Below are 23033 nucleotides of genomic sequence, written 5' to 3' on the forward strand. Positions count from 1 at the left end.
TTAAAGTTGTTCAATGGTGTGTTGCTGATTGGTATAAACACAGATATCACCAGCAATTGTGAGGCTTTTCTCAACAATATCCCGGGCACTGAGCTCAGTGTTTTGCAATAAGGCGGTAGCGGCAGCCTGGGCAAACGGCCCGCCGCTGCCAATAGCAATGAGATCCTGCTCAGGCTGAATAACATCGCCGTTCCCGGTAATAATCAGCGAGCAATTGGCGTCTGCCACAGCCAGCAGTGCTTCTAGCTTGCGCAGCATACGATCGGTGCGCCAGTCTTTGGCCAGTTCAACTGCGGCCCGCATCAAATGGCCCTGATGTAATTCCAGTTTAGCTTCAAAACGTTCAAACAGCGTGAAAGCATCGGCAGTGCCGCCGGCAAAACCGGCCAGCACTTTATTGTTGTATAGCCGGCGTACTTTGCGGGCATTACCTTTCATTACGGTATTACCTAACGACACCTGGCCATCGCCGCCGATAGCGACATGGCCATTACGGCGAACAGAAACGATAGTTGTCATGAATTTTTGCCCTATGGCGAATGAACCTAGGGCTTAAGTGTGGCTGGCAGCTCTGCTTTTCAAGTCCAGTTCCAGATCTGGCAGCCATTGATATTTTGTTGCTGCAACCGGTTTCGATCGGCAGTAGCCTGGCGCTTGGAGTCATAAGGCCCTAGTACCACCCGATACCAGATACCATTAGTGCCCTCGGTGCGGCGCACAGCAGAGGCAAAGCCGGCAAAAGCAATCTGAGCCCGCATGGCTTCGGCCTGCTCTGCCTGCCGGAAAGAGCCACATTGCATTTGAAACGGGCCCTGGGGTTCCCGTTCGGTGGTGTCTACTTCTACCTGGACTTCTTTATTTTCCAGTTCTTTAATATATTGGTACGGCTCAGCAATCGGTTTAACAGGGAAATCGTCAACGACGGGTTTGCTTTTGCTCACTTCAGCCGGGGGCTGTTGCGGGGTAGCCGGTTGCAGGTTTAAGTACCATAAAAACCAGCCAAAACCACCAAGAAGCAAAACAGTAATCATAATTAGCAGCCAGGGACGGCTGGCACGTTGTGGCGGCCGGGCATTGCCGCGGCGCGCGTTACTGGCTTTAGGCTTGGCTTTGGGCTTGGGGCGGGCAGTTTTAACGTAATCTTTTTGCGGCATATTGACAGCTTAACAACCTGGCTTAAGTATTCACTGAGGCTATTCTACCTGCTTAGTCTGAAAAAGAAATATGCAGCGCCAATGCTATTAGCTGAGATCAATCGGATCGACATCAAGTTGCCACTTAAGTTGGCGGCTTAACTGCCAGTGTTGTACCGCACTTAGCAATGTATTAAGTGCCTGATGCAGCAGCGGCCGTTGGCTGCTGTAAAGTTGCAACTGCCAGCGGTATTTGCCGGCGCGTTTTTCCATGGGCGAACTAAGCGGCCCTAACAGTTCAAGGCCGGGCAAGGTTTTTGCCAGTGCCGCCAGCTCGGTCAGCCATTGTTGACATAAGTTACTTTGCAGCGCCTCCGCCCGAAACAGCGCCAGATGCTGATATGGAGGCAAGCGGGTATGCTGCCTTTCTAACAACGCGCTGCGGGCAAAAGAGGCATAGCCATTTTGAATAATATCCTGTAACAGCACATGCTCCGGATAATGCGTTTGCAGCAATACCGTGCCCGGATTACTGCCCCGGCCAGCCCGGCCGGCCACCTGCGTTAGCAACTGACCGAGTTGCTCTGGGGCTCTGAAGTCGCTGCTGTAGAGGGCGCCATCGACATCGACAATGACCACCAGGGTGACGAACGGAAAGTGATGGCCTTTAGCCAGCATCTGGGTACCCAGTATCAGCCGTGGGCCACTTTGATTGATGCTGTCCAGTGCACTGGCAAGCGCGCCTTTGCGGCGGGTGGTGTCGCGGTCAAGCCGGGTAATCGCGATATCCGGGAACAATTGCTGTAAATTCTCTTCCAGCTGCTCGGTGCCCTGGCCAACAGGTGCTAACCGGGCGCTGCCACATTGCTTGCATTGGCGCGGCACTGCTTTTATTGCACCACAATGGTGACATACCAGCTGCCTGCTTTGTTTGTGATAGGTGGTGAACGCACTGCAACGATGGCATTCGGTCAGCCAGCCGCACTCCTGACAACTGAGAGCAGGAGCAAAACCACGCCGGTTTAAAAACAGCATTACCTGCATACCTTGCTGCAGTTGTTGCCGGATATACTGTAATGTCTGGCTTGCCAGACCGAATTGCAGCACCTGTTGCTTTAAATCGACCAGTTGGTAACGCGGCATGGCTTGTCCTCCCGCCCGGCTATGCAGGCTGAGGTGAATAAAACGCTGTTGCTGACAGTTATAAAGGCTTTCCAGCGACGGGGTGGCGGAGCCGAGTAATACCGGGCATTGCTCAATGGCCGCCCGTTTTATGGCCAGATCCCGGGCGTGATAACGAAAGCCATCCTGTTGTTTTAGCGACTGGTCATGTTCTTCATCAATTATAATTAGCCCCAGACGGGCAAAGGGTAAAAACAACGCGGAGCGGGTGCCGACGACAATAGCGGCGCTGCCAGCCTGCGTTTGCTGCCAGCAGTTCAGGCGCTCTGTATCAGTCAGATTTGAATGCCAGCACAGTACCGGGGCCTGAAAGCGGCTTTGAAAGCGGGACAGGGTTTGCGGGGTAAGGCCTATTTCCGGCACAATCAGCAGCACTTGCTGGCCGGCATCAAGCAGTGGCGCAATGGCCTGCAGGTAGACTTCTGTTTTGCCTGAACCCGTAACCCCTTCAAGTAACAAGCTCTGAAAACGGCCGGCGGCCTGATTAATTGCCGTTACAGCCAAAGCCTGATCGGCAGTCAGCTGCAATGCGGGCTGTTTCAACCCTCGCTGGCTGAACGGCGAAAGCGGCAACCGCTGTTGTTCAATCAAGCCTTTATCTGTAAGTTGTTTCAACGCAGTGCGCGGATGGTTCGTCAGCAGTTCAATAGCGGGTACAGCGCCATCCTGCAGCGCCTGCCATAACGCTAGCTGACGGGCCGAACGTTTAAAATCGGCAGCGCTGGCAGCAGCGCCGGCAGCGGTCAGGCGCCAGGCAAATTGCTGGTAATCTGCCAGGTCTTTTCCTTCACGCAGCAGTGCGGGCAGGGCAGCCGTTAAGACTTCCCCCAGCGGATGGTGATAATACTCAGCAGCAAAGGTCAACAACTGGCGCAGGGTATCGCTTAATACGGGCTGGTTATCAATAACACTGATAACCGGTTTTAACTGCTCCAGCGGATAGTGATCTGCCGGGTTAAGCTGCCAGGCAATACCAATTAACTCGCGTTTGCCAAATGGGACCCGCAACCTGCTGCCTACCTGCACCTGCTGGCCGGCGCTAAGCAAATAATCAAAGTGTTGCCGTAATGGCAGCGGCAGGGCAACGCGAATAACTGACACAGCTAAAATCCTTCAGGTTAGGCAACTGATAGTGTAAGGTGCAGTCTGGCCGCTGCCAAGTAAAACAAAGTGGTAAATAAGCCGGTATGGCAGTTGCAACTTTGCTGGCTATCTATTAAGCTACGCGCCCTTAATTAACTGTAATTACGTATGGTGTCTGGCACACGATGACCAGATAGCGATACGGCCTAACGAGGTAACCCATGAAACCAGGTATCCACCCAGAATACAAAGAAATTACTGCAACCTGTACTTGCGGTAACAGCTTCAAAACACACTCAGCGCTGTGTAAAGACATTCACTTGGACGTATGTTCAAGCTGCCACCCGTTCTATACCGGTAAGCAGAAAGTATTAGACGTTGGCGGCCGGGTTGACCGTTTCAAGAAACGTTTCGCGGTGCTGGGCAATCGTTAATTCGCCTGAGTATAGCGCAAATAAAAAAAGCACCTTCGGGTGCTTTTTTTATTGCTGCTGTGTTAGCTGTAGCTTATTTGCCGCCGCTAAGCACTTCATTTAGTGAGCTGGCACCTTTACCTGGTTTAATTGATGCACAGGCAGAGCCTGAATTCTCGCAAGTAACGCCGCTGATCCGGCTGCCAATAGAGCGGCGGTCAAATTTGCCACTGGCATTAAGCCGCCGCACTAACCCATCCAGCATCACATTGGCTTCCATTTTCTGGCCCCGTACCTCAATCACTTCAATATTATCAACACTTCTGAAGTCGGCAATCAGCTCAGGTTGCTGCTCGTCCGTGGCCATTTCGTCTATAACCTGTTGCAGATAGTCACGCGCCTCCGGATGGCGGGCCAGTGTTAACGCTTTAAATAAAGCACCTGCTCCGGCTAAATCCTGTTCAGTTGCGGTACCAGTCTGTTTCAGCCTGGCTAGCAGGAACATTGCGTTCATCAGTTTATTTTCAGCTGCTTTTTCAAGCAAAGTAACAGCTTCAGTGACGTTGGTTTCATCGTCAGTTTGTAAATATAACAACGCTTGCTGGTACATGGCGGGTGGATATTCACTTTTCACTGCCTGCGTCAGAAGTTTATCTGCCTGAGCAGTATCTTGCTCCAGCACAAAACCATTACGATACCAGTCTGACATCAGGTAGGTTGCCATCGGGTTACGATGCCTGACGCCCAGCTTAATAAAACGCGCTGCTTCTTTGTGGTCGAGTTCCAGACCATCACCAGATGCGTAAGCCATGGCAACGAACGCCGCTGCGTCACCGCTGCCACTGCGTGCCAGTTTTATTAACCGCCGCATCTCATTTGCGCATTGATCACCTTCACAGACCTTTGCTCCGGCTGATGCCATGGCTGGCATAGCGCTAATTCCGGCCAATGTCAGCGTTAAGCCAAGTGCTATTGCGCTTACTATCCGTGTTGCCTGCATAATGTTTCTCCGAAGTACTTACAAAAAAGTGTTTACAAAAAATTTATATCGCAATGATCGGTCACTCAGGTTGCAGGGTCAAGACAATAGGGACAACAAACTGTAAACAAATGTATTGGAATAATGGAAAGAAGTTCGAATTACCGCAGAACTCGCTGCTGTTTTTTTAAGCAAATAGTCGGTATTTATAAAAAAAATAGTTTAATTTCCATTGTTTAACTAATTATGCAGTTGCTAGATACTTTTTAGATGGCTATACGCCTGAAAATCCAGTGTTTAGGCGTGAAATAACCGGCAACATTTGCTGATAGTTAATCATATTAAACGCAATCTTAAGCGACAGCAGCGGCGATAATCAGCCAGATGATCCCGATTTTTACCTTATACAGGAAAATCTGTGTTGGGTGCAGGCTTGGCGATTACCGCTGAAGTTGCTATAACAAACAGCAATAAGACTAAAGTGGTATGGTCAGTAAGGTGCTGCTGCGCTGGTAAGATCACGCTATTGCCGTCACACAAAAACAATAATCCGAAGTTACCCTCATTCATTAAACGCAGGAAAACAAGATGTCAGATTTCAGAGAACAGGCACTGAGGTACCATGCAGAGCCGACCCCGGGCAAAATTAGTATTGAAATCAGTAAACCGGCAGAAACTGTAAAAGATTTAGCGCTGGCATACAGCCCGGGTGTTGCTGAGCCGGTGCGGGAAATTGCCGCTGACGTCGACAATGTTTACAAATATACTGCCAAAGGAAACCTGGTAGCGGTAATTACCAATGGTACGGCGATTCTGGGTTTAGGCAACTTAGGACCTATGGCCTCCAAACCGGTTATGGAGGGTAAGGCTCTGCTGTTTAAACGTTTTGCCAATCTGGACTCAATTGATATTGAAGTCAGCCACCGTACTACCGAAGAGTTTATTAATACCGTGGCTAATATTGCAGATACCTTTGGTGGTATTAATCTGGAAGATATTAAAGCGCCGGAATGCTTTGAAATTGAAAAAGAGTTGATTAAACGCTGTAAAATACCGGTATTTCATGATGATCAGCATGGTACCGCTATTGTTACCGCAGCTGGCATGTTGAATGCGCTGGAGATCCAAGGCAAAGATATCAGCAAAGCGATTATTGTCTGTATGGGGGCTGGCGCCGCCGCTATTGCCTGTATGGAGCTACTGATTAAATGTGGTGCTCAGCGTGAGCATATCTATATGCTGGACACCAAAGGGGTTATTCATACCCGGCGTGATGATTTAAATCAGTACAAATTGTTGTTTGCCAATAATACCGATAAACGTACGCTGGAAGATGCATTAAACGGTGCTGATGTCTTCGTGGGTGTGTCTGGCCCGGATGTTCTGCCACCGGAAGCCCTGCAATTAATGGCACCCAATCCGGTTATTTTTGCCTGCTCTAATCCTGATCCTGAAATTAAGCCGGCATTGGCCCATGCAGCCCGCAAAGATTTAATTATGGCGACCGGCCGTTCGGATTATCCGAATCAGGTTAATAACGTCTTGTGTTTCCCGTTTATTTTCCGTGGCGCACTGGACGTGCGGGCCAGTGTTATTAATGATGAAATGAAAATTGCTGCGGTCAATGCTATCCGTGCCATCGCAAAAGAGCCGGTACCCGCGGAGGTGCTGCAAGCAGCCCAAATCGATAAGCTGGAATTTGGCAAAGCCTATATCATACCTAAGCCCATGGACCCAAGGTTGCTGCCGAGGGTTGCCCGCGCGGTGGCTGAGGCGGCTGTAGCGTCTGGTGTTGCCCGGATTGAGCTGCCCGATAATTACTATAAATAATTAGCTGTTTGGCAGAATAAAGCGGCCGCTTAGCCGGCCGCTTTATCTTAAATGTAGTGGTTCTGGCTTAAGCACTAACACCTTTTGGATTTGGGCCATATTGGTTGTCTTCGGTGCTATCAAACACCAGGAATACCAATAAGACGATAGCACCAATTATCGGTAAAAGTGCGATCAGTTGCCACCAGCCACTGCGGCCTGTGTCATGTAAGCGTCTTGCGGCTATTGCAATGCTGGGGACAAATAAACCGAGCGCGAAAATAAGTGCGAACAAGCCAGTACCTAACACGGCGTCTATAATGACCGCACCAGTGTAAAAAATAATATAAAACAAAAAGAACATCCAATACTCTTTGCGTCGTGCTCGACCGGTAAAATCTGCATACCGTTTTAATGCATCTATAAAATAATTCATCTTTTACTCCGTTTGATATTGTTATTCTCCCTTAGCAAGGGTATCTGAGATGCATTCGTGGTGACAACGTTACTACATCTTAAAATCAAATTTACTGCAATTTGTTCGTATTTGTAAATCTCTTAATGACTGATAATACTAACGATTGATTGGTCGCCAATGTTTCTAGAGCAAATTGTCTGTTTTCGGTGTACCTAAATAAGGTAAAGTTGGCATTGCGGTGCCCAGTTATCAGTCGAACTTCAGGTCCGCTGTTGCGAAGGGGAGCCGGCAACCGGCATAACAAGGCCTGCCGGCCGACATCGGTCTTACCTTACGCAACTGATGGCGGGGGAGGCGTGCAGCAACGGCACCGCCACTTAGGATTGGCCAGGGTTGGTTGGGGCCATGCAGCCAGTCTGGATGGTTCAATACATCCTGCTGTGCGGCATAGTAAGCGTTCAGGGTGCCAACATCACGCCAGTAGCCGGCTAGTGCCTGGGTGCCGGGCAGCAGATTATCAGAAAAATTATAAACATAAACAGCATGTTGCTGGAGCAATGCTGGTAACACATGCTGGCCAAAATCAAGGGGGCGCCCCGGGTGGCAGGTTACTAAAGCCTGAAACAGGGTTGGCGCATTAAACAGGTAATTTCCCATCGACGCCAATACATAACCTGGTTTGCCCGGCATGCAGGGCGGCGGTGATTGAGGTTTTTCAACAAAACCGGTAATTCGGCCCTCGGCGTCCGTCTGAATGATACCAAAATGGTGGGCATGGGCTTTGGGTATCGCTATCGCGGCAACGGTAACCGCAGCTTGCTGCTGCAAATGGTATTGCAGCATTTGCCGGTAATCCATTTTGTAAATATGGTCGGCACTTAGCAGCGCGATGTGTTGTGGCCGTAAATTGCGGATTTGACTAAGTTGCATGGCAACGGCTCCGGCTGTTCCAGCAGTTACTGAAGCTGGTGCAGAAAAGCATTGCAGAAAGCCCTGGCGGTAGAAGCGGCTAGCCCAACGCTGTTGCAGGTAGTGCTCCAGATTGGCAGCCTGATATTGAGTGAGTACCATTAGCTCAGTAAAGCCAGAATGCAGTAAGTTACTTAATACAAAATCAATTATTCTGAAGCGGCCAGCAAAGGGCACCGCAGGTTTGGCCTGATGTAATGTCAAAGGGCGCAAGCGGCTGCCGCAGCCACCGGCCAGTAACACACTTAACACGACTGACATCGTAGATTGACCATGCTGGCTTGAAGTGTCATTAAGCCTAGTTCAACAGCGGCAACAAGGCTTGATACAGATCAAAAGAATATTGTGTTTAGTTGTAATGCAATCTGAGCCGCCAATGTCTGCTGGCCTGCTGAAGTTATCGTACTGTGCTTTTTCGGATCATTTTATACAATAGTTCTGGCGACAATCTCGATACCCAGGCTCCCAGCCGTTCTTTTAAGCCGCCAATAACAATATAATTTTTGCCTTTAACCAATGCTTTTACGGCTTTTTCAGCAAATTGTGCTGCACTCATGGCCTTGGCCTGTGCCTCATCCATTTCACCCAGGGCATGACCATCGCCGGTCAACGCATTGCGTGACACTTCAGTTTTGACAAAGCCTGGAAAAATGGTGGCGACGCTAAGCCCCTGCTCAAATAGCTCGGCCCGCAAACTATTCGCCCACAAGTGCAACGCCGATTTGGCGGCAGAATAACTGCCGCGGTACTGGGTACCCACTAAACCGGCGACAGAGGACACAAATACCACTTTGCCACCACCATCGGCGAGTAGCAGTGACAGGGCCTGGCGGGTTAAGTTAATCTGGGCAAAGTAATCTATTTCAAATAGCTTGCGCTCAGTATCCAGTGTGGTGTCCATTATTAAAGCGCGCTGACTGATCCCGGCATTATTAATAAGCCAGTCCAGGCCACCAATTTGTTGCTTAATCTCAGCAATAGCAGCTGTGATGGCATGGTTGTCAGTAATATCCAGCGGCAGTATCAGGTGAGAAGCTGCATTGGGCAGGCTGGCGCGTACCCGCACCAGTTCAGACTGACGCCGGGCAGTTAATATCAGTCTGGCCCCGTCAGCGGCAAGCTCACGGGCCAGGGCTTCACCAATACCACCGGAGGCACCGGTGATCCAAATCACTTTATTGTTAACTGCAGTGTTATTTATGGTCATTTTTGTTGTCCCTGGTCAGCATTGTCAGGGACATTAAGCCAGCCCCAAGGCTATTGTAAAGCTTTGTTGTATTGCACTTTATATTTACGTTTGTAATAACCGGTCAGGGTGACAAGTATGGTCAGGCCAATAACCGGTGCCGCCAGCCAGCTGACCAACTGCCAGTCGCCCGGCAACCATTGCGACAACACCCTCCGTCCGCCTGCCGCAAAGAAGGCGGTGTAAACCGCAATACCGGCACCGACCATGGCGCTGAAGTGTTCAATAATCCAGGCGCGTGGTTTAACATCGGCTTTAAAAACATACAAACTTATCGTGCTGGCGGTGATCAGACTAACCACTGCAAATATCAGCAGCAGCGGCATGTTGATGCTCATTCCTTGCCAACCAACAAATAGTGCAACCGGGAACAGTAAAAATACCGGGCCCTGATAGGTCCAGTTGCGCAGCAGGCTGCGGTCAGCTTTAGCTCGCAGCGCACCAATGGCATGGCGAACCGTTACCCAGGTCAGGATACTTAGTAGCAGTAAAAAATAGTTAAACGGAATGCGCCACACCAGCATTCGCTCGATTTGTTCTGTGGTCAGTTGTTTGCCTGCAATGTAAATCTTTTCAGGGTCTGCTAAACCTATCACGCTCATTATCACGCCGGAGCCGGCTACAAACAGCATTATGTAATAAAACACTTTGCCGGCATTAATATGCAGCTTACTGCCTTTACGGGCGATAACCGGCAACCAGAACAGCAATAGTGCGAAAGCACCGAGTACGATGTGCATATAAAGCAAACTGGTATGAATAAATTGCATGACTAGCCTCCTTGGTTGAGGCTTGCAGTTTACGCCTGAGCAGATGTGTAAACAGGTGCCAAAAGTCAGGACTTTGTACTGTTACTTCTGGCCTATTGCAGTTATTTAGTTACTCAGCATAATGACCAAATGAAAACTAAAATTGACTTCGCTACCCTGGCCGGTTTGCTAACCTGGCTGATGGTATATGGCATCAGCCTGTATATTTTGCAGAAAACAGCGGCAACATATGGCGGCTTAACGTTGCATATATTGTTTCTGGCTTATGGTGGTTTATTCTGGTTGCTGACTCGTAAGCAAGGCCGCTATGGTTTGCAAAGCCCTGTTGGGCGCTATCTGTTGCTGTTGCAATTACTGGTGGCTATTGGCTTGCTCTGGCTGACACCAGCACGCAATTTTGAGTTTCTGTCTATCCTGACGGTAATCTGGGCTGCTATGTTGCCTTTTGTTATGCGGACCGGACCGGCATTGTTGCTGACAATAATAGTTGTGGCAGTTTGGTTTGGGCTGGCGGCCTGGCAAGGTGGCAGGGCGGTCTGGATAACAGCATTATTATATGGCTGCTTTCATTTATTTGCGGTAATGGTGCAAAGTGCCAGCCGCGATGCTGAGAATGCCAAAGATGAACTGGAGCAAAAACATCAGCAGCTGCTGGCTACCCAGCAATTACTACAGGCAGCGTCGCGCCAGAGTGAACGCACCCGGATTGCCCGTAATTTGCACGATGTAGTCGGCCACCATTTAACAGCGCTGACTATTCAATTGCAGGTTGCCAGCCATTTAACCGTCGGTGAGGCAAAAGTACAGGTCGATAAATGTCATCAGTTAGCGAAACTATTGTTGTCAGATGTTCGCGACGCTGTCAGTACCATGCGTCAGTATGCTGATATCAGTTTACTGGATGCATTGAGTGGCTTAACCCGGTTAGTACCAGCACAGCTGCAGGTAAAGCTGCAAATCCCGTCTGATATTATGCTCAACGATCTGGCACAGGCTCAGCATCTGCTTTGTATTGTACAGGAAGCGTTGAGCAACAGTTTAAAGCACAGTGGCGCCAGCGAAGTGACCATTGAAGCAGAGGTAACACAACAACAGCTACAACTCGTGATTTATGATAATGGTAGCCTGGCACCACGCTGGCAGCCTGGTAACGGTATTACCGGCATGCAGGAGCGGTTGGCTGAGTGCAAGGGCAGTTTAGTACTAAGCAATAATCACCAGGCAATGCAGTTAACCATAACACTTCCCTACAGCGAGAGTGACAATGCATAAAGTATTGCTGGTGGATGATCAGAAACTGATCCGCGATGGTATTAAAAGTTTGCTTGGATTATCAGGAAAGGTCGTGGTAGTGGGGGAGTGTGTTGATGGTTCCGGCGTGCTGAATGCTTGCTCACAGTTGCAGCCTGACGTTATTTTACTGGATCTGTCGATGCCGGTAATGAATGGTGTGCAAACCCTGGCGTCATTGAAACAGGCCGGCGTTTGCACACCGGTATTGATCCTGACCACTTTCGATGAACATGAACTGGTGCTAAAAAGCATTTCTTATGGTGCACGGGGCTTTTTATTAAAAGATGTATCACTGGAGACCCTGGTGCAGGCGATTGCAACCCTGGCCGATGGCGGTAGCTGGTTTGCCCCGAATATAACCGAGCGCTTACTCGGGAGTCTCAGGGGAAGCAGCAATGCGGGTTTTAGCATGCCCACACAGCTAGAGCCGTTGAGTGATAAAGAGCTGGAGATCTTACAGTTAATGGCGGCAGGTTACAGCAATAAAGAAATTGCGGCAGCACTGTATAAATCGGAAGGCACCGTGAAAAACCAGTGCTCAGCGATTTTAGCCAAACTGGGGGTGCGGGACAGAACGCGGGCAGTGTTGCTGGCGCTGGAGCTGGGGCTAATTAACTAGGGTTTTGCCCGGCTAGGGCTAAAAAACCAGACAAAATAATAAGAAAAACCGCCCGTAGGCGGTTTTCAGTGGCAGCTCAGGCGTTAATCATCGGTGTCGTCTGCTTCAATAATGACCGGAATAGGCTTGCCCATGCTGGTTAATATCTGCCGTACTTCAGTTGGTATCTGGTGCGGGTTATCTTTGCGTAAATCTTCGTCAGCGGGTAACGGCTGGCCGGTAAAAGCATGCAAAAAGGCTTCGCATAACAATTCGCTGTTGGTGGCATGGCGCAGGTTGTTAACCTGACGTCGGGTACGCTCGTCGGTTAATACTTTTAAAACATTCAGCGGAATAGACACGGTAATTTTTTTGACTTGTTCTGACTTTTTACCATGTTCCGCATAAGGATGGATGTATTCGCCATTCCATTTAGCCATAAAGGGTACCTTAGTTATTTATAATGGTTATTCGTATTTGCTCGCGCAGTTGCCAAATTCTAACTTTTTATCCCGCCATGTCCAATAGTGAGCAACAAATAATCATTATAGACGGCTAAATGGTTTGACATCCAATTTTTGATCGATATACTTTTAGACGTCTAAACATCCAAAAATGCAAGTCTAAAAGGTGTCGTTATGTCTGATTCAGCTGCTGCAACCATTACTGCCCGGGCCGGCATAGCTCAGGATACGGCGTTTGGTGCAGTTACCCCACCTTTATATTTAACGTCTACGTATGAGTTACCGGCATTCAAACAACCGGGCCAGTATGATTACTCCCGTTCCAATAACCCGACCCGGGATACCCTGGCCGAAGCGTTATGTCAGTTGGAGCAAGGAGCCCGGGCAATTGTTACCGGCAGTGGTATGTCAGCCTGTTTACTGGCGCTGCAACTGCTGGGGCCGGATGATACCCTGGTGATCCCGCATGATTGCTACGGCGGCAGTTATCGTTTATTTACCAATCTGGCAGCGCGCAAGCAGGCTTTTAAGCTGGTGATCATTAATTTCCAGCAAAGCGACTGGGCTGAAAAAATTAAGGCAGCAACGCCGGCAATGATCTGGCTGGAAACGCCAAGTAACCCATTGCTGCAAATTACCGACGTTAAAGCGGTGTGCCAGTTGGCGAAAGAGTTGAGTGCAAAGGTAGTCGTGGACAACACCTTTTTATCACCAGTATTACAACAGCCATTGCTGCTTGGGGCGGATATTGTGATGCATTCCACTACTAAATATATTAATGGCCATAGCGATATTGTTGGTGGGGTGCTGATAGCAAAAGACCCGGTAATTGGCGATGAATTAAAATGGTGGGCTAATTGTCTGGGGGTAACCGGGCCGGCTTTTGACAGCTACATGACACTGCGGGGTTTGCGCACGCTGGTGCCACGGTTGCAGCTACAACAACAAAATACCAGCGAGCTGGTCAGTTTTTTACAGCGCCAGCCACTGGTCAGCAAATTATATTATCCGGGCCTGGCCGACCACCCCGGCCATGCCATTGCTAAAGCGCAACAAACAGGATTTGGGGCAATGTGCAGTTTTGATTTAGCCGGCCCGGCTGACGCTTTACCGGTATTTTTCGCCAGCCTGCAACTTTTTACCCTGGCGCAATCATTAGGTGGTATTGAAAGCTTAATCTGTCACCCGGGCACGATGACCCATGCCTCAATGGATGCGGCTGCCCAGCAAACAGCGGGTATCGGCCCGACCTTAATCCGCTTGTCAGTGGGCATTGAAGCCCCGGCAGATTTAATTGCCGACTTGCAAGCTGGCTTTAATGCAGTAGCGGACTGGCTTAATACCTCGCCACCCAATAACAACACAGAGCGGGTTGCCAGCGGTAATACGGATAAAGGTTCAGTCAAAGGTTCAGCCGACCAGCAATTCCGGCTGAACCCGGCCTTAAGCGCATTCTGGTAAGCAAAGATGAGTCAGCATTTAACAGCATCATTAGCCCGGCCTGCGGTTGAGGTTCATAAATTCGGTGGTAGCAGTCTGGCCAGCGCAGAGCGTTATCTGGCAGTTGCCCGGCTGCTCAAGCAGCAGCAAGGTCAGCCCTGGGTTGTGGTTTCAGCGCCAGGCGATACCACTGACTCCTTACTGGCACTTATTGCCGGCTTTGAACGAGGTGATGCTGTTGCCCCGCTACTGGCGCATCTTTCAGAGCAGCTGCAACAATTGATTTTAGCTGCCTTATCAATTCAGGCAGCAACACCGGTAATTGCAGCGCTGAGCAATTGGCTTGAGCAGGTTCCAAAGTGGTTAGCTACCGGTCAGAATAACGAAGTGTTAGCCATTGGCGAATTACTGTCGGCTACGTTGCTGGCAGCATTACTAACTGAGCAGGGTCAAAAAGCAGTAGCAATTGATGCCCGGGACTTTCTTACCTTTAATGGAACTAACCCAGACTGGCAGTGTAGTTCGTCGTTGTTAGCCGATTTAACTGCAGCCAGTCAGCCGTCTGCGCTGATATATGTCGTTACCGGTTATATTGGTCGTAATCAGCACGGTGCAAGTATCACCCTGGGTCGTAATGGCAGCGACTATAGCGCAACATTGCTGGCAGCGTTGCTTGCTGCAGATAAAGTCAGCATCTGGACTGATGTCAAAGCGATTTACAGCGCTGATCCGCGCAAATGTGCCAGTGCTAAACCTTACCGCAAAGTAAACGTGCAGCAGGCTCGTCAACTGGCTGCGTTGGGCAACCCGGTATTACATGCCCGCACACTGGCTCCTCTTGCTGGCAGCAGCACGAGCCTGGAGGTACGCAGTGCATTGCAACCAGGCCATCAAGGGTGTGAAGTTGTTGCCAACGCCCCGGCAAAGGCATTTTTAACCAGTTTAGCACCGGTACGCTTAGTGTCGTTAACCCGCAGCCAGGCTGTAAACGCCGATACCCTGGCAGAACAATTACAAAACCCCGTGGTTGTGCTGCCACAGCATTATGATGGTAGTGATGACAACAACGAGCGTTGGCTTATTCCATCCTCGGTATGGCCTGAAGCGGCCACGCTGTTGCAACAACAAGGTAGTCATCCGCTGGCAGATACCTTCGATTACTATGCGCTGGTTTGGTTAAAGGCGAGTGGCAAACAACAAGTTAGTCCTGTTTTATCTCAGTTATTACAAAAGCTTGAGGTACAAAACTTATATGAGAACGATCAATTGGCCGTATGGCTGTTTAAACGGGAGTTAACAGTGACAGAGCTAAATCAAGTTCACCAGCACTGTATGGCCACCCAACCCACCTTGCAAGTGTTGGTTGCGGGCACCGGTAATGTCGGGACTGAGTTTTTACAAATGCTGCCAGAGCAGATAGAAACACTTGGCGCTAAGATCAGCGTACAACTGGCGGGGGTATTTAATTCACGCCAGGCCCTGCTTGGCGAAGAACTGAACCCGGCACAGTGGCAAAGTGAGCTTGCTGCTGCCGACAGCTATTCTGAACCTGAGTTGCTGGCATATATTGGCCAGTTACCGGAGCCAAAAGTATTAGTGGATATAACGCCGAGCTTGCAGTTTGCCAGGCAGTATCCGGATTTTATTGCCGCAGGTTGTCATATCATTAGTGCCAATAAACAAGGGGTTACTCTGCCGCTGACCGAGTTCGACGCTATCCGGGCAGAGTTACACCGTAACCAGTTAAGCTGGCGCAGCAATACTACTGTTGGTGCTGGCATTCCGGTACAGCAGGTTGTGCAAAGTCTGCTGCAAAGTGGCGATAAAATCAAACGGATTAGCGGCGTTTTCTCCGGTACCTTATCCTGGTTGCTATGTAAGTTTGATGGTAGCCAGCCGTTTTCAAATTTACTGGCTGAGGCGGCAGCGCTGGGCTTTACCGAGCCTGATCCACGGGACGATTTGTCAGGTATTGATGTCCAGCGCAAGTTGCTGGTGCTGGCGCGTGAACTGGGGCTGAGTATGGAGTTGGAACACATCAGCCTGCAGCCATTGATGCCAGAGGCCCTTGCCGCCGGCAGCTGGCCAGAGGCCTGGCAGCAACGTGAGTTGCTGGATAGGATGCTGGCCAATGCCCGGGATGAAGCCAACGCTGCTGGCAAACTATTGCGTTATGCCGCCAGTTTAACCCTGACTGACCACGGGCCAGAGGCTGAAGTAAAGTTACTGCACGTGGCAGCTGATGAGCCATTAGCCGCGCTGGCACCGTGCGACAATATTTTTGTGATAGAAAGCCAGTGGTACTGCGAAAACCCGCTGGTATTAAAAGGTCCGGGCGCCGGTAAACACGTTACCGCCGGAGGTATTCACGCTGATTTGGCCCAGTTGTGTCAGCAGCTCATTTTAACGGGCGCAAGCCACTAAGTTTGATAGTTAACGAGAAGAATTATGGCCTTTGCTAATGCCCAATATCTGGACGCAATTAACCGCAACCTGCACGATGTACAGGGTAAGGTAAATGTAAGTTTTGAATTTTTCCCGCCCAGGACCGCCCAAATGGAACAAACCTTATGGCAGTCAATTGAACGGCTGGCGCCATTAGCACCGTCTTTTGTGTCGGTCACCTATGGCGCTAATTCCGGGGAGCGGGACCGTACTCACGATATTATTAAATCGATAAAGCAACGAACCGGTTTAATTGCGGCGCCGCATTTAACCTGCGTCGATGCCACTAAACAACAGCTAATTGATATTGCCCGCGACTACTGGGATAACGGTATCCGCCATATAGTTGCGTTGCGCGGCGATTTACCACCAGGTAGCACCGAAGTACCTGAATTATATGCCGCTGATCTGGTTGAAATTTTGCGCTCTGTTGCCGATTTTGATATTTCTGTGGCCGCCTACCCTGAAGTACATCCGCAAGCCCCTAATGCCCAGTTCGATTTATTGAATTTAAAACGGAAAGTTGAAGCCGGTGCCTCGCGGGCTATCACTCAGTTTTTCTTTGATATCGAGAAGTTTTTACGCTACCGCGATCGTTGTGCCGCCATAGGTATTGATGTCGATATTATTCCGGGCATCTTGCCGGTTAGCAATTTTCAGCAGTTGCAGAAATTTGCCGGTCTGACTAATGTTGCTATTCCTGACTGGATGAATAAAGCCTATCAGGGCCTGGATAATGACCCGACTACCCGCAACCTGGTGGGGGCAAACATTGCGATGGAAATGGTAAAAGTATTAAGCCGGGAGGGGGTTGATCAGTTCCACTTTTACACGCTTAACCGCAGTGAATTAAGCTATGCCATTTGTCATTTACTGGGCGTACGCCCCGTGCTTTAGCAACATCTGTTTAATCAGGCTTCCCAAGTATCGGCAAAAACGGTAATCTTGCTGACGCAAGTTAAGTATTCTTGAAACAGGGATTGGCCATGTCGTTGTTAACTGTTTGCCGAAGCGGTGCAACTAGCCTGCTATGGTTGTTTAGTGGATTGCTGGTTACGCCCGTAATCGCCAAAGCCAATGACATTGTCAGCCTTGACAACTACTTCAGTGAAAGCTGGAGTACCGTCGATGGCTTACCTCATAACACAGTCAATGCCATTGCCCAGACACCCGATGGTTACCTATGGTTTGCTACCTGGGAGGGTGTGGCCCGCTTCAATGGTCGGCGTTTCGATATTTTTGAGCGCAGTGCAGAAACCGGCTTGCCTGATTCGGGTATCCGGACGTTAACTGTGGCAAAAAATGGCGACTTACTGGTTGCCGGCTCGCGTGGCGGCATCGCCCGGGTTCGCGGTCAGCAGTGGCAGAGCTATCCTCCGCTTGGGGTATTAATAAACAAAGCCATAGTAGACAGCCAGCAAAGGCTGTGGCTGGCGACAGAGGGGGAAGGGGTTGTCATGCAGGCGTCGGATGGTAGTCGTCGCCAGTTTACTGAAGACAATGGTTTACCCGCCAATGCGGCGCATGGTTTATATGAAGATAGCAAAGGGCAGATTTGGATAGGAACCACTGCGGGGCTAGCGTTAGTTGACACCAACCTGGTTCTGAGCCACCAGTTTCCCGAGCAGATTACCTCTCCGGTATTTGCTCTGGCAGCCAACAGTGAGCAGCAATTGCTGATTGGTACTGAGCGCGGTTTATTTCAGCTAAATGAGCAACAGCAGCTTACCCAGCTCCTGGCAGACGTTCCGGTTGCAACCTTGCTACCCGAGGCGTCCGGTGTGCTTTGGGTAGGCACTGTCGACCGCGGCTTGCTCAGACTGTATAACAACAGCGTGGAGCAACTGAGTATTGAGCAGGGGCTGCCAAATAACCGGGTACTGGCGTTGTTGCGCGACAAAGAAAAAAGCCTTTGGGTCGGTACTAACGGCGGTGTTTTCCGTCTGCGTGATGCACCTTTTACGACATATACCAGTGAGCAGGGTCTGGCAGATAATTATGTGCGAACTGTGATGTCTGACCAGGCAGACTGTGTGTATGTCGGCAGTAGCAGAGGCCTCGATCAGGTTTGCAACGGTGTTATTAGCAATATTGACTTGTCCAGCCATGCGAAAGGGCAATCTGTGCTCAGTCTGGCCGTGGGCCAGCAGCAAAGTTTATGGATAGGCACCTATACTGACGGTCTTTTACATTACGCCGGGGGTAAAGTGGTCGCGCACTATAATAGTGAGGATGGCCTGGCAGCTAATGAAGTCCGGGCAATTTTACCCAGACCAGACGGTTCAGTACTGGTGGGTACATCGCAGGGGCTGAATTTAATTGCAAAAGGTCAGATCACCACGCCGGTAGCAGCGGTGGCATTACCTTCACCATTTATAATGACACTGCACCAAACTGACGATGGCCGGGTATTCATTGGCAGTGGTGCCGGTGTATCGGTGTGGCATAACGATCGGGTAACTCAGCTTGACTTCAGTGTGCTGGACCAGGCCGAATATGCATTTGGTTTTGTCGAAGACCCTGCTGCCGGCATCTTATGGATGACCACTGACCGCGGTCTGGTCGCGTTCGACCTTGCCACTGAGCAATTGGCATTGATAGGCCGTAGTCATGGCATGCCCTTTGATAAGCTTTTTCAGTTAGTTATTGATAACCAACAGCACTTCTGGATTTCCACCAATCGTGGTGTGTTACGTCTGGACAGACAGCAGGCGCTGGACGTTGTATATGGCCGTCGCGACCAGATAAATTACGAGCTATTCGGCGAAAGCGATGGAATGGCAAGCGCTCAGACAAATGGTGGTTCCTCGCCGGCGGCCAGTTTGCATAGCGATGGCTCGGTTTGGGTGGCGACATCTGTTGGTGCCAGTAAAGTACAGCCTGCCAGATTAAGTGCGTTTTCGGCGGTGATACCGCCAGTTGTGCTGGAAAAGTTGGTAGCAGATGGCAAGCAATATTCGCCGACGCAACCTGTCGAACTGGCAGCGGGTACCAGCCGGGTAGAACTGGAATATGCCGGCTTGGGCTACATTATGCCGCAGCGCATTCAGTACCGCACTATGCTTGAAGGGTTTGAGCAGGAGTGGGCTGGACGTGGTACTCAGGCCAACGTGCAATATACCAACTTAGCGCCTGGACATTACACCTTTAATGTTGCAGCGTCATACCCTGATGGTGGCTGGAGCCCGGCAGCGGCTAGTATTTCTTTTAGTATTGCGCCTCACCTCTGGCAGCGACCGGTATTTCAGTTACTGGTAATATTAGTTCTGCTCGCTTTGATGATTGCTGCCGTGCGCTGGCGTCTTGCCAGCTTAAAACGCAGCGAATTGAAACTGAAACGACAAGTGGCCGAAAAAACTGCTGAGCTTGCTGCTCTGGCCAGACTGGATTCCCTGACGGGTCTGGCAAACCGTCGGGCGTTTGATGAAGCTATGCAGCATGAGCTGAAGCGGGCGAAGCGCCAGCAAGAGCCGCTTTGTCTGGCACTGCTGGATATTGATCACTTTAAGCAGGTAAACGATAACTGGTCACATAGCGTGGGCGATGAAGTATTAAAAAGGGTTGCAGCGACCTTGCAGCAGCATTGCCGTGATATTGATTCATTGGCGCGCTGGGGGGGGGAAGAGTTTGTTATTTTGTTACCGGACACCTCTTTGGCATTAGCGCAGGAAGTATGCGACAGACTGCGCCAGCGCGTGGCCGATACCTGCTTTACCGACATCGTACCCGATTTGACCGTTACCTTAAGTATTGGCTTGGCAATGCTTCAGGATAAAGATGATGGAAAGCAACTGCTTATTGACGCTGACCGGGCGTTGTATCAGGCAAAAAGCCGGGGGCGTAATACCGTGGTCAGTCATGTCGGCACTGACCCTGAGCTATAAACATAAAATAGATAAAAATTCACAAAAACAGCATAATTATTGTTGATTCTGCATGTTTGCCGTTCTACACTAGCAACCGTTTTATGCTATAACTTTTAGCTGGTTTTGCAATTGAGAATGGTTAACATGTCTTTAGTGTCTTCTTCCGAACAAAAAATTCGTAGCGCGGTATTAGGTGCCGCCGGTTATAGCGGCGCAGAGTTATGCGCCTTGCTTACTGCCAATCCTTATTTTTCACTAGATCATGCATTTGCCTCTGCCGGCCGCACTTCCGAGCCCTTAAGTAATTTGTATCCGCGCTTTACCAATGCGATTGATATTATGGTAGAGCCCTGGCAGGACGAGCGCATCAGTTCACTACAGGTCGATGTGGCTTTTCTGGCACTGCCGCATGAAGCGAGCGAAGCCGTTACGCCATTATTACTGGCCGCTGGCATAGTGGTGGTTGATTTATCCGGTGCTTTTCGATTGAAGCAAGCTGATCTGTACCCTAAATATTATGGTTATCAGCATCAGCATCCACAGCTACTGAATGACGCTGTGTATTGCCTGATGGAATGGTTAAATGAAGCTCCGGGCAATTTAATTTCGGTACCCGGTTGTTATCCCACAGCCTGTTCGCTGGCGTTACTGCCCTTAATTAAAGCCGACATGCTGGCTAAGCATTGTATACCGGTAATTAACGCAACCAGTGGTGTGTCTGGCGCGGGCCGTAAAGCTGCTCTTAGCACGTCATTTTGTGAAGTGGGCTTAAATGCTTATGGCTTTTTTGGCCATCGGCACCGGCCTGAGATTGAGCAGAACCTGGGACGTAAAGTGGTATTTACCCCTCATTTGGGTAATTTTAAACGTGGCATCCTTGCCACGAGCGTAGTGACCTTAAAAGCTGACGTCAGTCCGGAACAGGTTAAACACGCCTTTACTGAAGCTTATCAGCATAAACCGCTGGTCCGGCTGTTAACCCAGTCTCCTAATGTCGCTAATGTCGCTGGCACCCCCTATTGTGATATGTACTGGCAGCAAGATGGTGAACAGCTGGTGGTCGTGTCGGCGATTGACAACCTGCTCAAAGGTGCTGCTGCGCAAGCGATGCAGGCTGCCAATGTCCGGTTTAATAAGCCCGAAACAGCGGGCTTATTCAGCGGGGTGGTGGTATGAAGACTTTACCGCTGGTAATAAAAATGGGTGGTCGCTTATTGCAGGAGCGTCCGGCACTTGATGCCTTGCTTGCAGTTTGTCAGCAACTTAAACAACAGCGACCTGTTGTGCTGGTGCATGGTGGCGGCGATCAGGTTGATCAATGGCTGGCAAAATTTGGTTTTACTACTGAAAAAATTGACGGCCAGCGGGTGTCGCCAGCAGAGCAAATGCCGGTCATTACCGGCGCCCTGGACGGTGCAGTGAATGCTGAGTTGGTAAGTCGGGCGATGTTGCAACACTTAAATCCGGTGGGTCTTAACCTGTCTGCCGGGAGCAGTTTGCAGTTTACCGTTAATAAAAAACTGGGTGCTGTTGGCCTGGCCAAAGCAAACAGTCCTAAACTGATTAACTTATTGCTTGAGCAAGGTTTTACCCCGGTTTTCAGCTCTGTCGGCATCGGCAGCGAAGGCCAGTTGCTGAATGTGAATGCCGATTTAGCGGCTGCAGCTATTTGTCAGCTGGTACAGGGCGAATTAGTGTTGCTGACTGATGTTCCGGGAATTCTGGATAGTCAGATGCAATTGATTGCTGAGCTTACCCCGGCGGGCGCTGCCGAGCTGGTCGCCAGCGGGGTTATTAAAGGTGGCATGAAAGTGAAGCTGGATGCTGCGCTGGAAACCGGCATGGCGTTACAGCGCAATATTATTGTCGCTGGCTGGCAGCAACCAGAGAATTTATTAAAATTGATGCAGGACGAGCCAGTAGGCACTTGTATTTTGTATTAAACCCGCCAGGGTGTTGCACACCTATGGCTTAATCAGGAAACCGCCTAGCGGATTACAGCGTGTTTTATGAGTAAATTAAGCCAGCTACTGTGCTTAGCCGATCTGGACCGGAATCAGCTAAATGAGATTCTGAAATTAGCCGTTGAAATTAAACGAAACCCGGCGCAGTACAGTAGCGCCCTCGCTGGTAAAAGTATTGCTCTGCTTTTTGAAAAGCCTTCATTGCGAACCCGGGTAAGTTTTGATGTCGGCATTAATAAGCTGGGTGGTCACAGCGTTTATTTAGACTTGCAAAATGGCGCTATGGGCGTACGTGAATCGGTACAGGATTTTGGCAGTAATCTGGCGTGCTGGACTGATGCTATCGTCGCCAGGGTTTTCTCCCAGAAAACGCTGATTGAGCTGGCGCATAGCAGCAAAAAACCGGTGATTAATGCGCTGAGCGATTTATATCACCCGTGTCAGGCGTTGGCAGATTTACTAACCTTACACGAACAGTTTGGCGAACTGGATAAAGTGCACCTGGCGTTTGTTGGCGATGGCAATAATGTCTGTCATTCATTAATGCTTGGCGCGGCAATTATGGGGATGGACTTAACCGTTATTACGCCACCTGGCTTTGGCCCTGACGCCCATGTACTGTTAAAAGCCCAGCAAATGGCAGCAAAAAGCGGTGCAAAATTGATCCTGAGTCAGCATTTATCATCAGCTGCCGGGGTAGATGCAATTTATACCGATACCTGGCTGTCGATGGGGGCTAAGGCCGATCCAAAACAAGTGGGCCAGTTGTTTGCTGATTATCAGATTAACACTGCGGCCATGCAGCGCTTAGCCGTGAAACATTTTATGCACTGTTTACCGGCACACCGGGGCCAGGAAGTGACCAGCGAAGTGCTGGATAGTGATTATTCGTTGGTGTTGCAGCAGGCAGAAAACCGGATGCATGCCCAGAATGCCGTATTAGTCAGTTTATTTAGTTGAG

The 23033-nt window shown here is 49.9% G+C and carries 20 protein-coding genes; 11 read left to right on the forward strand and 9 right to left on the reverse strand.

Annotated elements, in window-relative coordinates:
- The 3 genes from hslV to priA all read right to left on the reverse strand — a co-directional run bounded on the left by hslV (position 1) and on the right by priA (position 3416).
- On the reverse strand, positions 1-519 hold the full coding sequence (gene hslV / locus KG631_RS05380; protein ID WP_213996269.1) for an ATP-dependent protease subunit HslV: 519 nt from the start codon (positions 517-519) through the stop codon (positions 1-3).
- Positions 520-578: 59 nt separating this feature from the next.
- On the reverse strand, positions 579-1154 hold the full coding sequence (locus tag KG631_RS05385) for an SPOR domain-containing protein (RefSeq protein ID WP_213996271.1): 576 nt from the start codon (positions 1152-1154) through the stop codon (positions 579-581).
- 87 nt (positions 1155-1241) lie between these two features.
- Positions 1242-3416: a primosomal protein N' gene (priA, locus tag KG631_RS05390; protein ID WP_213996273.1), complete on the reverse strand. Its 2175-nt coding sequence runs from the start codon at positions 3414-3416 to the stop codon at positions 1242-1244.
- 203 nt (positions 3417-3619) lie between these two features.
- On the opposite strand from priA, the gene rpmE reads away from it, so the two are divergent.
- Positions 3620-3832, forward strand: coding sequence for a 50S ribosomal protein L31 (rpmE, locus tag KG631_RS05395; protein WP_019675731.1), 213 nt, complete (start codon positions 3620-3622; stop codon positions 3830-3832).
- A 73-nt stretch (positions 3833-3905) separates the two neighbouring features.
- On the opposite strand, the gene KG631_RS05400 is transcribed toward rpmE, so the two are convergent.
- Positions 3906-4811 carry a tetratricopeptide repeat protein gene (locus tag KG631_RS05400; protein WP_301003625.1) on the reverse strand — a complete coding sequence of 302 codons (906 nt, stop codon included), beginning with the start codon at positions 4809-4811 and terminating at the stop codon, positions 3906-3908.
- Positions 4812-5378: 567 nt separating this feature from the next.
- Here KG631_RS05400 and KG631_RS05405 point away from each other — a divergent pair.
- Entirely contained in the window at positions 5379-6620 is a 1242-nt protein-coding gene (locus KG631_RS05405) for a malic enzyme-like NAD(P)-binding protein (protein WP_213996277.1), read from the forward strand.
- Positions 6621-6687: 67 nt separating this feature from the next.
- Here KG631_RS05405 and KG631_RS05410 read toward each other — a convergent pair whose 3' ends face one another.
- From KG631_RS05410 to KG631_RS05425, 4 genes are all read right to left on the reverse strand, one after another.
- Entirely contained in the window at positions 6688-7035 is a 348-nt protein-coding gene (locus tag KG631_RS05410; protein ID WP_213996279.1) for a DUF805 domain-containing protein, read from the reverse strand.
- 231 nt (positions 7036-7266) lie between these two features.
- On the reverse strand, positions 7267-8247 hold the full coding sequence (locus KG631_RS05415; protein WP_213996282.1) for a sugar phosphate nucleotidyltransferase: 981 nt from the start codon (positions 8245-8247) through the stop codon (positions 7267-7269).
- A 136-nt stretch (positions 8248-8383) separates the two neighbouring features.
- Complete coding sequence (locus KG631_RS05420) at positions 8384-9193, reverse strand: SDR family oxidoreductase (RefSeq protein ID WP_213996283.1); 810 nt, start codon at positions 9191-9193, stop codon at positions 8384-8386.
- A 50-nt stretch (positions 9194-9243) separates the two neighbouring features.
- The gene (locus tag KG631_RS05425) at positions 9244-10002 is read right to left on the reverse strand and encodes a hypothetical protein (RefSeq protein ID WP_213996284.1); all 759 of its coding nucleotides are present in this window, start codon (positions 10000-10002) and stop codon (positions 9244-9246) included.
- A gap of 129 nt (positions 10003-10131) precedes the next feature.
- Here KG631_RS05425 and KG631_RS05430 point away from each other — a divergent pair, with 129 nt between their 5' ends.
- Together KG631_RS05430 and KG631_RS05435 are read left to right on the forward strand one after the other, a co-directional pair.
- Positions 10132-11274, forward strand: coding sequence for a histidine kinase (locus KG631_RS05430; protein WP_213996286.1), 1143 nt, complete (start codon positions 10132-10134; stop codon positions 11272-11274).
- Positions 11267-11914 (forward strand): response regulator transcription factor, encoded by a 648-nt coding sequence (locus KG631_RS05435; RefSeq protein ID WP_213996288.1) that lies wholly within the window; start codon positions 11267-11269, stop codon positions 11912-11914. Before KG631_RS05430 ends, KG631_RS05435 begins: the two co-directional genes overlap by 8 nt.
- An 83-nt stretch (positions 11915-11997) precedes the next feature.
- Here KG631_RS05435 and metJ read toward each other — a convergent pair whose 3' ends face one another.
- The gene (gene metJ / locus KG631_RS05440; protein ID WP_213996290.1) at positions 11998-12333 is read right to left on the reverse strand and encodes a met regulon transcriptional regulator MetJ; all 336 of its coding nucleotides are present in this window, start codon (positions 12331-12333) and stop codon (positions 11998-12000) included.
- Between the two features lie 198 nt (positions 12334-12531).
- On the opposite strand from metJ, the gene metB reads away from it, so the two are divergent.
- The 7 genes from metB to KG631_RS05475 all read left to right on the forward strand — a co-directional run bounded on the left by metB (position 12532) and on the right by KG631_RS05475 (position 23032).
- Positions 12532-13818 carry a cystathionine gamma-synthase gene (gene metB, locus KG631_RS05445; RefSeq protein ID WP_213996292.1) on the forward strand — a complete coding sequence of 429 codons (1287 nt, stop codon included), beginning with the start codon at positions 12532-12534 and terminating at the stop codon, positions 13816-13818.
- A 6-nt stretch (positions 13819-13824) separates the two neighbouring features.
- On the forward strand, positions 13825-16221 hold the full coding sequence (metL, locus tag KG631_RS05450) for a bifunctional aspartate kinase/homoserine dehydrogenase II (protein ID WP_213996293.1): 2397 nt from the start codon (positions 13825-13827) through the stop codon (positions 16219-16221).
- A gap of 24 nt (positions 16222-16245) precedes the next feature.
- Positions 16246-17139, forward strand: a complete 894-nt coding sequence (metF, locus tag KG631_RS05455) for a methylenetetrahydrofolate reductase (RefSeq protein WP_213996296.1) — start codon at positions 16246-16248, stop codon at positions 17137-17139.
- Between the two features lie 89 nt (positions 17140-17228).
- Positions 17229-20126 carry a ligand-binding sensor domain-containing diguanylate cyclase gene (locus KG631_RS05460; protein WP_213996298.1) on the forward strand — a complete coding sequence of 966 codons (2898 nt, stop codon included), beginning with the start codon at positions 17229-17231 and terminating at the stop codon, positions 20124-20126.
- Positions 20127-20252: 126 nt separating this feature from the next.
- Positions 20253-21284, forward strand: a complete 1032-nt coding sequence (argC, locus tag KG631_RS05465) for an N-acetyl-gamma-glutamyl-phosphate reductase (RefSeq protein WP_301003627.1) — start codon at positions 20253-20255, stop codon at positions 21282-21284.
- Positions 21281-22051, forward strand: coding sequence for an acetylglutamate kinase (argB, locus tag KG631_RS05470; protein ID WP_213996304.1), 771 nt, complete (start codon positions 21281-21283; stop codon positions 22049-22051). Before argC ends, argB begins: the two co-directional genes overlap by 4 nt.
- 66 nt (positions 22052-22117) lie before the next feature.
- Positions 22118-23032 (forward strand): ornithine carbamoyltransferase, encoded by a 915-nt coding sequence (locus tag KG631_RS05475; RefSeq protein WP_213996308.1) that lies wholly within the window; start codon positions 22118-22120, stop codon positions 23030-23032.
- The last annotated feature ends 1 nt before the right edge of the window (position 23033 follow it).

The organism is Arsukibacterium sp., from assembly GCF_018402695.1.
In the GTDB taxonomy this organism is placed as follows: domain Bacteria; phylum Pseudomonadota; class Gammaproteobacteria; order Enterobacterales; family Alteromonadaceae; genus Alishewanella.